Below are 14,636 nucleotides of genomic sequence, written 5' to 3'. Positions count from 1 at the left end.
ACTTAAGAACAAGTTAAGACAGATTAGAAGTCACTCATATTATGTCCGCTAAGAAACAACACAACGGCAGTGCCGATGAAGTCGAAGCCGCATTCTACGACGCGATTTCACGTGGCGACCTAGATAGCTTAATGGCCCTGTGGGCAGAAGATGAAGAGATTGTTTGCGTTCATCCCAATTCTTCGCGCCTGATCGGACATGCGGAGATTCGTGCGTCTTGGGAAACCATTTTTGAAAATGGCAGCGTTCACATTCACATCCGACAATTGCATGCTCTTCACAATTTGCTGACCGCTGTGCATAACGTCATCGAAGAGTTTCATCAAAAAGATGCTATCGATCAAGACGTACACATTATCGCGACAAATATTTATGTAAAAACACCGCGAGGCTGGCGCATCGCAGCACACCATGCATCGGTAGCATCTGGTCAGGCACCGCTCGACTCATTTAAAGCCAGCGTTTTACACTAATGCATTTTTCATCCCCGTGGTGGCTGATTGGCGGTCATGCTCAAACAATTTATCCAGCAACATTAATGGCAAAGCCGATCGTCGAACTGCGGCGGGAGCGTTGGATTGCTCCGGATCAAGACTTTGTTGACGTTGACTTTCTTGATGGCGATGCGTGCAAGCCATTTCTGGTTTTGTTTCACGGTTTAGAAGGCTCCAGCGATAGTCACTATGCCCGTGCGCTGATGGCGAAGCTAAAACAACTGGGCTGGTCAGGGGCGATACCACATTTTCGTGGCTGCTCGGGAGAACCAAATCAGGCACCACGCTTTTACCATTCGGGCGATACGCAAGAGATCAATTGGATCATTCGTCGCTTGCATAGCGAGTTCAAGGCAAAATATCCAGAGGCAAAATTTTACGCCAGTGGTGTTTCATTAGGTGGCAATGCGCTACTACGTTGGCTAGGCGAATCTCAACATGAAGCCAGTCTGGTCGATGCTGCATGCGCAGTTTCCGCGCCGCTTGATCTGACCAATAGTGGTGCTACTTTGTCGCGCGGTTTTAACCGTATCTATACCAAGAATTTCTTGCAAACGCTCAAACCAAAATGTCTGCACAAACTTGAGCAGTTTCCAAAACTTTTTGATAAAGAGCGTATGCTGAGGGCGAAAAACCTGTATGAGTTTGACGATGTGGTCACCGCGCCCTTACATGGCTACCGCGATGTCAAGGATTACTGGCATCGCGCCAGTGCCTGTTTGGTGTTGAATGACATTCGCGTACCCAGTCTAGTTTTGAATGCACAAAACGATCCTTTCATGCCAGCACGTTTTTTACCTAAATCAGCTTCGTCCTATGTGACACTGGATTTTCCAAGGCAAGGTGGACACGTTGGTTTTGCGACAGGAAGTTTTCCTGGCTCACTCGATTGGCTACCAAACAGAATTATCGGTCACTTAAGCAACTACTAAATAGCTACTTAGTAACAAATAAAAGGCGATTAAAAATTCATGGACGAGATCGTCAAAGCAGCGATGGCTAAATGGCCTAATGTACCGCATTGCTATGGCTGGCTAGCGCTCGACGCACGCGGTGTGTGGCGCATGCGTGATGAACGTGCTCAGGCACTCAGTTTGCCTGGTGACCCAATTCGCAATGCCACTTTACTTAGCTTTATCAACCGTAATTATCTATGTGACGTAAGCGGTAATTGGTACTTCCAAAATGGACCACAAAAGGTCTATGTCGATCTACTCGCTACGCCTTACATCGCGCAGCTTTTACCAGACAAAAGCTGGCGGCTTCACACAGGCGGAACCATGTCGCAGGTAAAACAAGTTTGGATGTTGGATGATGGCAATATCATCTGTAAGACTGAGAATTATTTGTGCCAAATAGACGACAGAGATTTAAGTTTATTAATTGAAGATTGTCGAGAAAACCAACAAGCACTCTCGGATACACGATTACTTGAATTCATGGATATGTCGGATAACAAGGCCACCGCTTGCAGGATTCAAATCAGCATTCAAGGTCAACAGCTCACCTTAGAAAAAAGCAGCTTAGAGGCGCTTATGCGCGAAGAAAATTATTGTTCGCGTCCACGCTCGACGACATGAATTAAAGCCTGCGTTTACTTATTACCCTTTTTTTCATCCTGTAATTCTTCGCGATGTTTCTCTTTCCATTCGCGCTCGCGAGCATCAATCACTGAAAGATCATAATACTTTACATCAGGGTCGAGTCGGGCAATTTCCAATTGTTGCAAAGCGGCTGGCAAAGCACCTTCTATCGCATAAGCTTCAGCCAAGGCAATGTGTTGAAGTGCTGATTTTCCTGAAGCCGCATAGGTCTTGGCCAACAAATGCTGCAGCTTTGCTTCGCGACGATACAGGTTAATTTGTTCGCGCAAGAATTGTTCAGCGTCAGAGTAATTTTTCGCTTCAATCATGACTTCCGCATATTGATGCGCCAGGCCACGTGCTAAAGGTAACTCACGAATTGCGGTTTTGGCTTTGGCCATCGCCACATCAGGTCGCTTCTTACCCATTTCTATATCAATCGCTAAACTGGCAAATGCACTGGTCTCTTTTAACCACTTTTTCTGATTCGGTAATTGCCCAATTTGCGCAACTAATTCACTAAGCAATTTTTCTGAAGTCATAAAATCACTTCGTTTGTAGGCGACAAATGCAAGCCCATACTTTGCGCTTAAACGCGCTTCTTCGTTACCATTTTTAGCCTGACTCTCAAAGAAAGTCGTCGCATCAATCAGTCCTTGTGCTTTGCTATCTTGCAGCACTCGAACGCGAGCCTGCGTCAGGTAGAAATCCAATCCGTCAGTACGTTGACGGTAACGCTCACCAAACAAACGTCCCTGAATATCCGCCATACGTTCACTTGTCAAAGGATGACTACGCAAATACGACAAACCATTATCGCTATAATTACGCGAAGCATTTTGCATACGTCCAAAAAACGCCAACATACCCGCAGTATCAAAACCACCCTCACGTAGGATTTGAAAACCTATCCTATCAGCCTCGCGCTCTGCATCACGGTTAAAACTCAACTGCCTTTGTATCGCCAAGCCCTGCCCACCCATCACCATCGCCATTGCAGCATCAGGACTGGAGCGCGCAGCCAATGCCGCCAATATCAAGGCAGCAATCGGAATTAAGAAGTCTTGTTTTTGATTACCCAGCATACGTGCAATATGTCGTTGAGAAACGTGGCCGATTTCATGGCCCATCACCGAAGCCAACTCGGATTCTGACTGTGCAGCCAAAATCAAACCAGAATGAAATCCAATAAACCCACCTGGAAAAGCAAACGCATTCAACACCGGATCGCGCACCGCAAAAAACTCAAACTCAAAGACTGCCTCACCCCGTGCATCGGGACGTTTATCGAGCAAACTATTGCCGAGCTTGGTCAGGTATTCAATCACCGGACCATCTTCCAGATAATCTGGATCTTGCCGTACGCTGCTCATGATTTGCTCACCAATTTTACGCTCCATCACGGGCGACAAATCGCCACGCGCTGTATCGCCTAAAGTCGGTAAGCTTTGGTTATTTTTTACGCCTTGCGCCAACACAGAGTGCGGCAAAGCGACAACCGAGCTCAGCGTTGTCATCAGCATGAACTGCGTCAAGTTTTTACGAAATTGCAGGAAATCTTTTTTCACGGTGATATCATCACTACTCGGTTTTTAAACAAAACTAGTTTAACCCACAATTTATTACTGCGTTCATTTTATGACAAGCCCTACTTCAAACAACACCAAGGATCTCGTCAATGGCGGACTCACCCATTTTGACCAAAGCGGACAAGCACACATGGTAGATGTTTCAGCGAAATCTGACAGTCATAGGATTGCCCTCGCCAAGGGTAAGATAAGTATGCAAGCTGCAACTTTCAAGCTCATTCAAGAAGGCAATGCAAAAAAAGGCGACGTACTAGGCATTGCAAAGATTGCGGCAATCATGGCGAGTAAGCGCACCAGCGATTTAATTCCCCTCTGCCATCCGCTTGCTATCACACGTGTTACGGTTGATTTCGAATTGCATGAAGAGAGTCACAGCATCAGTTGCACGGCGCAAGTAGAAACCATAGGCAAAACCGGGGTGGAAATGGAAGCCTTGACCTCGGTACAAATCGGCTTACTAACCATCTACGATATGTGCAAAGCGGTTGACCGAGGCATGGTCATGAGCGACATTAGGGTCTTAGAAAAGCATGGTGGCAAATCGGGCGATTGGGTTTCGACAATCGATTAGTATCGACTGACAAGCGCAATAAAAACTATGTCTTAGATGCGCAATTCGATCTACATCGTGTATTACTGCGCATCCCGCTTCGGCATAGTGAGAAACACTGCAGCAAATCGCTCATCGTGCTGCGCCAGACTTTGCCAATAATCAAAATAACCAGGATAAGCCACTGGGTGCAGACGTTGCAAGGTCAATAATGTACGCTGCGCCTTCGTCGTTTGTCGATTGAGTATATACACTTCGGCCAGCTTATTGAGTACGTGGACATACCCAAAACGCAAGCTCATACGTTCAACAAAAGCGATCTCCTGCGCCGACATTTTTTCCTGTGGCGTTATTTTCATTAATTGAAAATAGTCAAAATAATCAGGCAGTAGAGTAAAGGAGGGACGAGCAATCGCGTCTTGAGGCACGGTCGCTATCGTCTCAGCCTGACGAAAAGCTTTAAAGCCATGCACAACGCGTTGATAATCCAAAGTGACCATTACCAACACTGCCATACCCACCACTGAAATCACAGCTGGTACAGCTCGGGGGAGCACCAGCACCCGAGTTTGAGTCGGCCAACGCAGCTGATGTAGCATCCCCATAAGCACCGCAATGGGGAGCAAAACGTAGGCATACCACAATGGGAATTCCACCATACTATGAACACCAACGGCAATCAAACTCAACATGGCAAACGCGATTTGATTGTTTTTCGCAGCAGAACGCGCGACACAAGTCTGATAAAACCAAAATGACAAAAGCGTAAAAATCAGCACCGCAGCTGGTACACCCAGCTCAGCCATCAAATTCAACACTAAATTATGCGAATGCTCGGCATAAATGGTGGACGGAAAATCAGCTGCAATTTTGACTTGCTCAGCACCAAAACCAAACCAACCCACACCGAACCAAGGATGCTGTTTAATCATGAACCAGGCTTGTTGTAATAAACCGCTGCGTTCGGATCGCCCACCTACTCGCTCCGCAATCGATGCACTGGAAAAACCTAAGGTTTCTGCGATGGAAGGCAAAAACCACACAAAGCCGACATAAACAAATAAAAATAGAAGCAAAACAGCTCGACGTATAGGCAGCTCACCAATCACTCTTAACCAAGCTAACAGAGCAAAAACAGGCAAAATAATCCAGGCAATCCGAGATTGCGTTAGCGCCAGTCCCCACAATAAAAAGAGTGAAGAAACAAAAGCAATATATCCGTTAACACGCTTCGTTTGAACTAACCACCAAATTGAGGCTAGCCCAAAGCACAACAGCAATGCTAGTTGATTTGGTTGCGCCACATTTGCAAAAGCGCGCATGGGCGTGTCTGCGTTATGTGTCATGTACATCACCATTGGGCTTAGATCAATGCCAACGATCTGTACGCATTGCATTAATACGGAAGCCACAGAAGCGATTAGCAGCGTCGATGAAAACATGAAGCAAAGCTTCTCTGCACCTATTGGTTGTGTAGCCCAACTCGCCCCTATGACTAGTGCAAGCACCGCCAAGGCAAAATAGAACACGGGGTAAATAACGTATTGGAGCTGAGTCTGCTTAAACGCGGCCTGAAGCAGTAGAAGTGTAATCAAAAAAAGGGGGATCACTACTATTTGAGGAACACGAATTTTGAGGCTTGTCGAGCCAGAAAACCCTAGCAAAACAGTGAGCACTGCCAAAACCAGTGCAGCTTCGTGGTAAAAGGTGCGAAATGGATGAACGTGAATTGAGAGAATATTGGAAACTAAAAACAGGAACCCGAACAGCGATAAATTAAACATTTTTTGTGACGATGTCATTGAGACTGATTAAATGAATTTCGAGCACCAAGCTTTGTTCGAAATATAAAAAACATGCTGAAATTGCCTAAAAAAACACCATAACAGCAAGCTTATTGACTGCCACTCCCACTTTTTTTTGACGACCACATTTTGGTTAGTGCAAGTTCAAAATTTCTGGCAAACAGCTTTGCATCAAATAAAGGGGATGCCAACACTTGTTCTCTCAACCCACTTCGCAAAGCGCTCAAATGATGAAGATCGCTTGCAAAACCAAAAGCTTTCTTTAAATAGTCATCTTCATCCTCTGCAACCCAATCTGCTAATCCTGCACAAGTAAGCATACTTGCCCCTTGCCTAGAAATCATCGTCGAACCATTGAGTGTTAACGTCGGTACGCCCATCCATAAGGCTTCGCAGGTTGTAGTACCGCCGGTATAAGGAAAGGTATCCAAAATCATGTCGACTTTTGCGTGATCTAATAAATACTGTTCCCTATCTACCGCCCCGACCAACTCGACTCTATCAGCATCAATACCCACTAAAGCTAGTCGTGCCAGCATTTCTTCCTTGGCACTAGCAAGCGCCATGTATTTATTTTGTAGTCTTAATTTTGCAGTGGGTAGTTGCTGAAATACCTTACCCCATAAGGCCAATACTTCATCAGTAAGTTTTGCCATACCTTGAAAACAGCCAACGGTAATAAAGCCATTCTTCAATGCTGGTAAGGCCGACACGTTTATTTTTTCTGCATTTTCAGGAGCAGTAAAGCAAAGTCGAGTATTGGGAACATACCAAATCGCCTCGGTAAATTGATCATGATGCTCAGGTGGAACCGCGACAGGGTCTGAAATAACATAATCCATTCCGGGTACGCCCGTACTGGCAAAATACCCCAACCAACTGACTTGAATCGGGGCAGGCTTCCATGCAAAAACCGGCAACCTGTTGTCCGCTGTATGTCCGGATAAATCGATGAGGATATGGATACCATCTTGATAAATTCTTTGCGCAACCGCGTCATCTGCCAATCGAGTAATTTGACGCCACTCTTTAAAATAAGGTCTAATTCTGTGCGTCAAAGCGTCGTCGTAATCACGGTTAGCATATGCAAATAATTCAAATTTATCTAAATTTAACTGTGCAATGACGCTTTCAAGAAAAAATCCCACCGGATGGATATGAAAGTCTCCTGAAACAAACCCTATCCTTAATTTACCAGTATCCTTGTGCTGCGTTATAAGGTCCCAACTGGTATAAGGCTTTGCGACTTTATGCGTTTCCTCCGCGAACACTTTTAGATCAGATTGATATTGATAATGATTCAGCCCAATTTCATTATGGGATGAGACTGCCATCAATAAATTACTATGAACAACGAGATTACTTGAATCAAGCGAGAGCGCCTTTCTATATTTTTCAATTGCCTCATCTATTTTTCCAGTATCCATTAAAGAAACACCCAATCCGGAATAGGCGTTTGCGAAATTAGGATCAATAGCGATAACATTTAAAAAACAATCCCTTGCCTCAATAAAGCGTTTTTCCTCATTATAAAAAAGGCCTAAATTTGTATATGCAGCTACAAAAAGTGAATCCAACGCGATTGCTTTTTTTAAATTGTATTCAACTTCACCATACTTCCGTAGCTTCATTAAGATGAGACCTAGATTGCAATACGCTGGCGCAAAATCAGATTTCAATTTTATTCCATATCTGTAAACTTCTTCAGCGTTTGACAAATCATTAATGGAAAGATATAAAAAACCCAACCTAAAAAATGCTTCCGCATAATGAGGCGTTAGTTCGATGCAACGTAGAAAACATAATTTCGCCTCATCAAATCTTCTAGAATGCATCAAACAGTCACCCAAATTTTTGTGTGCTGGCGAGTATTCTGGAGATAAACGAATGGATTCTTCAAAGCATACAATTGCCTCATCAACTCTGTTTTGAGATAAAAGTATCTCTCCTAGTACATTGTGACATTGAAAAAAAACAGGCCAAATGTCAATCGCTTGACGCAGCATGTCTTCGGCTTCCGTTAAGAAATATTGATTTTTCAACGAGATGCCCAAGTTAAATCTTGCTAATGCAGAATTTGGCTTGCAAGCAATCGCTTGTTTGAAACATACCTCTGATTCTTGGTATCGTTTTTGCTCGTCAAGAGACAAACCCAAATTGATCAATGCATCGAAATAATCTGGCTTAATTGCAAGTGCTTTACGATAGTGAATTTCAGCATTGGCATAGTCTAGTTTTTCGTAAAATTCATCACCCATTTGGTTTTGAATTGATGCATTTTCCAATTTTGATCTTAAAAGACGCTTGATCCAATTTTGCATAGATTTACTATTCAGGAAGTTTTTTGAATAATACGAAATTATTCACGATTTTTCGAAAACCACATTTCGGTCAGTGCAATTTCTAGATTGCGGGCAAACAGCTTTGCATCAAATAAAGGGGATGCCAACACTTGCTCTCTCAATCCACCTCGCAAAGTGCTCAAATGATGAAGATCGCTTGCAAAACCTAACGCTTTCTTTAAATAGTCATCTTCATCCTCTGCAACCCAATCTGTTAGTCCCGCGCAAGTCAACATACTCGTCCCTTGTCTGGAAATCATCGTTGAACCATTGAGTGTCAACGTCGGTACGCCCATCCATAAGGCTTCGCAGGTTGTAGTGCCGCCGGTATAAGGAAAGGTATCCAAAATCATGTCGACTTTTGCGTGATCTAATAAATACTGTTCTCTATCTACCGCCCCGACCAACTCGACTCTATGAGCATCAATACCCACTAAAGCTAGTCGTGCCAGCATTTCTTCCTTGGCACTAGCAAGCGCCATGTATTTATTTTGTAGTCTTAATTTTGCAGTGGGTAGTTGCTGAAATACCTTACCCCATAAGGCCAATACTTCATCAGTAAGTTTTGCCATACCTTGAAAACAGCCAACGGTAATAAAGCCATTCTTCAATGCTGGTAAGGCCGACACGTTTATTTTTTCTGCATTTTCAGGAGCAGTAAAGCAAAGTCTTGTATTGGGAACATACCAAATCGCCTCGGTAAATTGATCATGGTGCTCAGGGGGAACCGCGACAGGGTCTGAAATAACATAATCCATTCCGGGTACGCCCGTACTGGCAAAATACCCCAACCAACTGATTTGAATCGGGGCAGGCTTCCATGCAAAAACCGGCAACCTGTTGTGAGCAGTATGCCCAGCTAAATCGATGAGTATATGGATACCATCTTGTTGAATTTTTTGAGCGAGGGCTTCATCCGTCAAGTAAACGCTCTGTGTCCATTTTTTAAAGGATCTCTTAATTCTGGCCGTCAGACGGTCTTCATGTGGTCGATTACTGTAGGCATATAACTCAAATTTTTCTAAATCAATTTGGGATATAACGCTTTCCAAAAAAAAGCCAACAGGATGAATTTGAAAATCTCCGGAGACAAACCCTATCTTCATCTTAGGTTTGGATTTATCCACCGTTGCAACCACCCAATTACTATATGGCTTGGCGATTTTCAAGGCTTGCTGTGCAAATAATTGCAGCTCATCTTGATATTGTTTTTTCGTGCATTTCCCGTAAAAGGAAAGCGTCATTAACAGATTACTATATGAAACCAAGTCATCTGGGGCAAGCTCTATACCACGCCTATAACTTTCGATCGCCTGTTCAAATTTCCCTTTTCGCATCAATAACACGCCTAAACAGGAATGCGCGTGAGCCGAGTTTGGATCAATCATTAATGCTTTTTGGTAGCACTCGTCACTGTCCTTAAAATTTTGTTCCTCATTATAGATAATGCCGAGATTGCAATATGCAGCGACCAAGAGAGGATCGATTTCAATCGCCTTTTTCAGATGTAATTTGGCTTCATGATTACGGCTTACGCAGACTAAAACATGCGCAAGATTACAGTAGGCAAGGGAAAAATCTTTACGCAGTTCGATCGCACGTCGATAGTTCTTTTCAGATTCTACAAAGCGTCTAGCCGAAGATTGCAAAGACGCCAGACTAAAATAGGCCTCAGCATAAGTGGGCATCAAGCTTATTGCATGAACAAAACAAGATTCAGCTTCTTCAAGTTTGCCAAGCAAAATAAAAACTTCCCCTAAATTTCTATGTGCAGGCGAATATTCAGGCGCGTGGCGAATTGATTCTTTAAAAGAGCTTATTGCCTCATCTAACTTATTTTGGGCAAGAAGTACTTCCCCCAGTACATTGTGGCACTGAAAAAAAATCGGCCATATCTCTATGGCTTGACGTAACACCTCAGATGACTCGACTAACTGTCGTTGATTTTTTAATGACACACCTAAATTGAATCTGGCCAATGCAGAATTTGGTTTACAGACAATGGCGTCCTTAAAGCAAACTTCTGACTCTTGATATCGTTTTTGTTCGTCAAGCGACAGACCTAAATTGATGTATGCGTCAAAATAATTTGGATCAAGAGACAAGGCTTGCCGATAATAATTTTCAGCATTGACATAGTCTGCCTTTTCAAAAAAATCATCTCCAGCTTTATTGAGATTTTCTGCGTCAGCCAATACGGTAGATACGACACTACTTGTTGATATCGACTCTTGATTTGAACCTGTGATATTGCTCTTACCAGCTAAAACCCGCTTTAACCAATTTCTCATACCATCAATCTCAAATCTCATGTAACAGCAATAAAAATGCAGTAAGTATCAGTGAATAAAAGACTTTGAATTAAGAATTATCAAACGATAAATTTAACAAAGCACAGTTTTCTTCCGTCGGTTTATTTTTAAACGCAAATGCAGTGACTTCTAAATGACTCGTGCCAATAAAGACGTGTGTAAACCCAGTTCGATGTAAAACAGCCTTTAGTGATTTTTCAGTAAAACCGGTTTTATGCGCATAAAACTCATTACCACTTCTTTCAATTTCTATTCCATAACCATACATCACGTCTTTAATGGTAATGGGGCCACTAGGAGACTGATAAAGAACATCTTCAATGTCCAGGCCCTCATTGACAAATCTCTTCATGACTTCTGCCATGTCAGGGACGCGGATACACGCAAAACCATCACTTTTCAACACATGCAAAAAACCATTTAGAACCTTAGTCACATCATGAGCATAATAGTGCTCTAAATTATGTGAGCAATAAACACTGTCATATTCGTCTGGAGCAAGTGTGGTTAATAATCGCGCGTCACAAACCACATCAGGATACCCCTTTGGGTCAATATCTAATAAAACATGATCCCAACCATCAAACTCGCTTGGAATCGGAATCTCTTTTGAATTACCGCCAACATTGAGTACCCTCTTAATTTGAGGTGGATTTTGGTGGGAGGTTAGTGCTCTTTTTAGTAAGCCAAACATAGCGATGCCTTGAAAAAAAATAGGGTGATTTACAAGATCTTGAGAAGAATATCTATTTCATGGAAACCAAAATTTGATGGGTAATATCGTCGACAAATTCGGCATCAAAATCATTCTCCAAAAGCTTCCACCTAAAGACGTTACCTAACTTTGCTTTCTTATAAAAATTAGGTTTTTTCTCTTTTTGATACTCACTTGCTTTTGAAAATATATTGTCAATTAATTTAGCACGTGCCAACAAGCTCTTTTTTGCATTCTTTCGCTCGTTTCCTGGGAACCCTGCAATAACCATATCCGCTAGCGTTTGTGCGAACGCTTCTTCCTCAGACGTATTGAACCAATTCAAACCCATAATATTCCCTATGTATTTAGTATTTGGAACTGAAGAATATACCTATACAAGTTTTCTCCAGTCAAATTTTGTCCGTAAAAAATGGACTAAGTATTTGTGTTCTTTCCAAATACTTAATCCATTCATTTTAAAGTGCAAGCTTTACTGATACCACCAAGGATCTATAGATACAGAGTCAATGACTTGGGCAGTACCAAGATCAACGGCAATTATTGCATAATTCTCACGCCCCTTGATGGTTACTAAACCAATTTTTTCTAAGGGAAGATTTAATTTTAACAACCATCGTTTAAGGGAGCGCACTTGCTCAAGACTTGGCTCTCCTTTTTCAAGCTTTTTCGAGGTCTTTAAGCGTTCAATAAGCTTTTCCTCAGACAAATCAAGTGAGCTCGCTGGCTTACTGGCTTTTATTACGTCGGACTTAACTTTTTCATATGGGACGTAATACTGAGGCATAACTCGCAATCCATCGCCCAAAACCGTCGCAAAATCCAAATCCATTTCATCAGCTTTGCTAAGCTTATCGGGCTTAACCGCCCCCAGCCACAATGGACCTGTTACCGAAAGCTTCAAGTAGGGATTATCTGGCGGTATTTTCTTTAAATTTAAATAGGCGTATTCGTTTGCGGTGACACTATTAAATCTGCCGTCGCAAAAAACCACGTAAATGGGACGAGAAATATAGCTGGTGTAGATTCCGTATGAAAGTGCAGAAATTTGAATGATTCCAATAACAAGTAAATCAAATTTTATTGATTTCTTTTGAGGATTAAAAACAATCAGTGTTAACAAAGGGCCCAAAACAATATCTACAGCAACCAAAGTTATAACCACTTTATGTAAATCTTGCAGCACAAATAGTGGTGCTGAATACCATACAAACGCAAAAAAACAGAGTACAGCAGAAACAATCAAAAGACTTAATAAAAAATGAATGCCCGCGGCTTTTAATCGTGTTTTCATATAAATTATCTAAATAAAAATAAAATAAATAAAAATTACCGATATAACAAAACGAAATAAGGGCGCTCACGCGCCCTTATTTTCATACTACTTCAACTTGGCACGAATGCCTAGCCAGTAAAACTCATACAATTATGGGCAACCAGCAGTACCTTTGAGGCCGCGAGTCACATTGCAAATTGTACCAGTCATAGTCCAAGGCATGCGCGCATCAGAAGTTGCTGGTGCTGTTGGCGTATAAGCACCAGTTAATGCTGTACCAGCAGCATCAGTCGCAGCACTAGTGAAAGTAATCACGCCCGCTGCTGAGATCGCAAGAGCAGTATTGCTAGTCGACGTAGTAGCTGTTGGAACACCATTTGTACCACTACCACAAGCAGACAAAGCACCTGTTTCTTGCGCACACAAGCCAATTGCTGTACGGAACGGTGACAACTCTGCCAACGAAGTTGCAGCACGTGAACGTGATGTATAGTTACCATATTGAGGAATTGCAACAGCCGCCAAAATACCAATAATCGCAACAACGATCATCAATTCGATCAATGTAAAACCTTGCTGCGCTTTTTGAAACATCTTAGTTGATTTCATTTTCATACTCCAGTTAGTTAAGAACGCTTTTAATACCTATATTTACTACCTAATCGCTGCAACTACTTCCAATGCAATTACTATGCCACAACTCGAATTAAACAATTACCCCGATATCGCACAGAAAACCGACACTTTTTGTCAGTTTCAATAAAATTTGCCATTTTTTGTCAACCCGATAAACTTAATCGTGGAAGGCAAATCATTCGCTATGGACAACCTGCCGTGCCTTTAAGACCCCGTGTTACATTACAAATTGTACCAGTCATAGACCAAGGCATACGCGCATCAGACGTTGCGGGTGCAGTTGGCGTATAAGCACCAGTTAATGCTACCCCAGTGGACGAAGTCGCCGCACTCGTGAAAGTAATAACGCCGGCTGCTGAGATGGCAAGAGCAGTATTGCTAGTCGACGTAGTAGCTGTTGGAACACCATTTGTACCACTACCACAAGCAGACAAAGCACCAGTTTCCTGCGCGCACAAGCCAATTGCCGTGCGGAACGGTGACAACTCTGCCAATGATGTTGCTGCACGTGAGCGCGATGTGTAGTTGCCATACTGAGGGATAGCAACTGCCGCCAAAATACCAATAATCGCCACGACAATCATCAGTTCGATCAATGTAAAACCTTGCTGCGCCTTTTGAAACATCTGAACTGCCTTCATTTTAATACCTGTTTTAAAGTAAAGTTTTATTGATACCAAATTCATCATTTTGCATAACAGCATAAACCGAAGCAACCACCCTACCACACTTCAATTCAAACAGATTCAAATAGTCAATTTTTTGAATTAACCTAACAACGTGTTTACCTAGAGACCACGCCATTCAATCGTTTAGCAGAATAGAAACCAAAATTTTTTGCGCAAATGACAATTTATGGGCAACCTGCAGTGCCTTTAAGACCGCGTGTAATGTTGCAAATTGTACCAGTCATAGACCAAGGCATACGCGCATCAGAAGTAGCTGGTGCAGTTGGCGTATAAGCGCCAGTTAATGCGACACCCGCAGTATCAGTCGCAGCACTTGTAAAAGTAATGACGCCCGCAGCAATAGCAAGAGCGGTATTACTAGTTGATGTAGCAGCCGTTGGAACACCACCAGCCCCGCTGCCACACCCCGCCAATGAACCTTTTTCTTGCGCACACAAGCCAACGGCTGTCCGATATGGCGCTAATTCTGACAAGGATGATGCCGCACGTGAACGTGAGGTGTAATTAGCATATTGAGGAATTGCAACAGCTGCCAAAATACCAATAATTGCTACAACAATCATCAACTCAATCAAGGTAAAACCTTGCTGCGCCTTTTGAAACATCTTAATTGTTTTCATTTTTAGCCCTATTTTGAAATGAAAT

Annotated in this window: 14 protein-coding genes; 4 read left to right on the top strand and 10 right to left on the bottom strand. The window is 42.8% G+C overall.

Going from position 1 to position 14,636, the window contains the following annotated elements; all coding sequences use genetic code 11:
- The first annotated feature begins 41 nt into the window (after positions 1-41).
- Genes ACO0KZ_RS07685 through ACO0KZ_RS07675 form a run of 3 tightly spaced genes read left to right on the top strand, consistent with a single transcriptional unit; the run spans position 42 to position 2,074 of the window.
- Positions 42-473 carry a YybH family protein gene (locus tag ACO0KZ_RS07685; protein ID WP_422994385.1) on the top strand — a complete coding sequence of 144 codons (432 nt, stop codon included), beginning with the start codon at positions 42-44 and terminating at the stop codon, positions 471-473.
- Positions 473-1,426 (top strand): YheT family hydrolase, encoded by a 954-nt coding sequence (locus ACO0KZ_RS07680; protein ID WP_422994383.1) that lies wholly within the window; start codon positions 473-475, stop codon positions 1,424-1,426. The genes ACO0KZ_RS07685 and ACO0KZ_RS07680 overlap by 1 nt, the downstream gene beginning before the upstream one ends.
- A 39-nt stretch (positions 1,427-1,465) precedes the next feature.
- On the top strand, positions 1,466-2,074 hold the full coding sequence (locus tag ACO0KZ_RS07675; RefSeq protein ID WP_422994381.1) for a DUF2946 family protein: 609 nt from the start codon (positions 1,466-1,468) through the stop codon (positions 2,072-2,074).
- A 14-nt stretch (positions 2,075-2,088) separates the two neighbouring features.
- On the opposite strand, the gene ACO0KZ_RS07670 is transcribed toward ACO0KZ_RS07675, so the two are convergent.
- A complete protein-coding gene (locus ACO0KZ_RS07670; RefSeq protein ID WP_422994379.1) occupies positions 2,089-3,645 on the bottom strand; it encodes a M48 family metalloprotease in 1,557 nt (518 codons plus the stop codon).
- A 70-nt stretch (positions 3,646-3,715) separates the two neighbouring features.
- On the opposite strand from ACO0KZ_RS07670, the gene moaC reads away from it, so the two are divergent.
- Positions 3,716-4,237, top strand: a complete 522-nt coding sequence (moaC, locus tag ACO0KZ_RS07665) for a cyclic pyranopterin monophosphate synthase MoaC (RefSeq protein ID WP_422994377.1) — start codon at positions 3,716-3,718, stop codon at positions 4,235-4,237.
- 62 nt (positions 4,238-4,299) lie between these two features.
- On the opposite strand, the gene ACO0KZ_RS07660 is transcribed toward moaC, so the two are convergent.
- The 9 genes from ACO0KZ_RS07660 to ACO0KZ_RS07620 form a co-directional block, all read right to left on the bottom strand.
- Positions 4,300-5,658, bottom strand: a complete 1,359-nt coding sequence (locus ACO0KZ_RS07660; protein WP_422994375.1) for a Wzy polymerase domain-containing protein — start codon at positions 5,656-5,658, stop codon at positions 4,300-4,302.
- Between the two features lie 452 nt (positions 5,659-6,110).
- Entirely contained in the window at positions 6,111-8,342 is a 2,232-nt protein-coding gene (locus tag ACO0KZ_RS07655) for a tetratricopeptide repeat protein (protein WP_422994373.1), read from the bottom strand.
- 38 nt (positions 8,343-8,380) lie between these two features.
- The gene (locus ACO0KZ_RS07650; protein WP_422994371.1) at positions 8,381-10,654 is read right to left on the bottom strand and encodes a tetratricopeptide repeat protein; all 2,274 of its coding nucleotides are present in this window, start codon (positions 10,652-10,654) and stop codon (positions 8,381-8,383) included.
- 70 nt (positions 10,655-10,724) lie between these two features.
- Positions 10,725-11,369 carry a class I SAM-dependent methyltransferase gene (locus ACO0KZ_RS07645; protein ID WP_422994369.1) on the bottom strand — a complete coding sequence of 215 codons (645 nt, stop codon included), beginning with the start codon at positions 11,367-11,369 and terminating at the stop codon, positions 10,725-10,727.
- A gap of 52 nt (positions 11,370-11,421) precedes the next feature.
- Positions 11,422-11,721: a hypothetical protein gene (locus ACO0KZ_RS07640; protein WP_422994367.1), complete on the bottom strand. Its 300-nt coding sequence runs from the start codon at positions 11,719-11,721 to the stop codon at positions 11,422-11,424.
- 141 nt (positions 11,722-11,862) lie between these two features.
- Positions 11,863-12,684 carry a hypothetical protein gene (locus ACO0KZ_RS07635; protein WP_422994365.1) on the bottom strand — a complete coding sequence of 274 codons (822 nt, stop codon included), beginning with the start codon at positions 12,682-12,684 and terminating at the stop codon, positions 11,863-11,865.
- A 132-nt stretch (positions 12,685-12,816) separates the two neighbouring features.
- Positions 12,817-13,275, bottom strand: a complete 459-nt coding sequence (locus ACO0KZ_RS07630) for a pilin (protein WP_422994363.1) — start codon at positions 13,273-13,275, stop codon at positions 12,817-12,819.
- Positions 13,276-13,484: 209 nt separating this feature from the next.
- Positions 13,485-13,943 carry a pilin gene (locus ACO0KZ_RS07625; protein ID WP_422994361.1) on the bottom strand — a complete coding sequence of 153 codons (459 nt, stop codon included), beginning with the start codon at positions 13,941-13,943 and terminating at the stop codon, positions 13,485-13,487.
- A gap of 212 nt (positions 13,944-14,155) precedes the next feature.
- The gene (locus ACO0KZ_RS07620; RefSeq protein ID WP_422994359.1) at positions 14,156-14,611 is read right to left on the bottom strand and encodes a pilin; all 456 of its coding nucleotides are present in this window, start codon (positions 14,609-14,611) and stop codon (positions 14,156-14,158) included.
- Between the last annotated feature and the right edge of the window lie 25 nt (positions 14,612-14,636).

The organism is Undibacterium sp. Di24W (assembly GCF_049340325.1).
Lineage (GTDB): Bacteria > Pseudomonadota > Gammaproteobacteria > Burkholderiales > Burkholderiaceae_D > Undibacterium.
The sequence above is the reverse complement of the archived record's forward strand: the minus strand, read 5'-3'. Positions and strand labels throughout refer to the sequence as shown.

What these genes read in the sequence shown, in the direction of transcription:
- ACO0KZ_RS07625 (WP_422994361.1), bottom strand. Translation starts at nt 13,943, where the DNA reads ATGAAGGCAGTTCAGATGTTTCAAAAGGCGCAGCAAGGTTTTACATTG.
- ACO0KZ_RS07680 (WP_422994383.1), top strand. Translation starts at nt 473, where the DNA reads ATGCATTTTTCATCCCCGTGGTGGCTGATTGGCGGTCATGCTCAAACA.
- ACO0KZ_RS07645 (WP_422994369.1), bottom strand. Translation starts at nt 11,369, where the DNA reads ATGTTTGGCTTACTAAAAAGAGCACTAACCTCCCACCAAAATCCACCT.
- ACO0KZ_RS07650 (WP_422994371.1), bottom strand. Translation starts at nt 10,654, where the DNA reads ATGAGAAATTGGTTAAAGCGGGTTTTAGCTGGTAAGAGCAATATCACA.
- ACO0KZ_RS07660 (WP_422994375.1), bottom strand. Translation starts at nt 5,658, where the DNA reads ATGTTTTCATCGACGCTGCTAATCGCTTCTGTGGCTTCCGTATTAATG.
- ACO0KZ_RS07685 (WP_422994385.1), top strand. Translation starts at nt 42, where the DNA reads ATGTCCGCTAAGAAACAACACAACGGCAGTGCCGATGAAGTCGAAGCC.
- ACO0KZ_RS07640 (WP_422994367.1), bottom strand. Translation starts at nt 11,721, where the DNA reads ATGGGTTTGAATTGGTTCAATACGTCTGAGGAAGAAGCGTTCGCACAA.
- ACO0KZ_RS07630 (WP_422994363.1), bottom strand. Translation starts at nt 13,275, where the DNA reads ATGAAATCAACTAAGATGTTTCAAAAAGCGCAGCAAGGTTTTACATTG.
- ACO0KZ_RS07635 (WP_422994365.1), bottom strand. Translation starts at nt 12,684, where the DNA reads ATGAAAACACGATTAAAAGCCGCGGGCATTCATTTTTTATTAAGTCTT.
- ACO0KZ_RS07655 (WP_422994373.1), bottom strand. Translation starts at nt 8,342, where the DNA reads ATGCAAAATTGGATCAAGCGTCTTTTAAGATCAAAATTGGAAAATGCA.
- moaC (WP_422994377.1), top strand. Translation starts at nt 3,716, where the DNA reads ATGACAAGCCCTACTTCAAACAACACCAAGGATCTCGTCAATGGCGGA.
- ACO0KZ_RS07620 (WP_422994359.1), bottom strand. Translation starts at nt 14,611, where the DNA reads ATGAAAACAATTAAGATGTTTCAAAAGGCGCAGCAAGGTTTTACCTTG.
- ACO0KZ_RS07675 (WP_422994381.1), top strand. Translation starts at nt 1,466, where the DNA reads ATGGACGAGATCGTCAAAGCAGCGATGGCTAAATGGCCTAATGTACCG.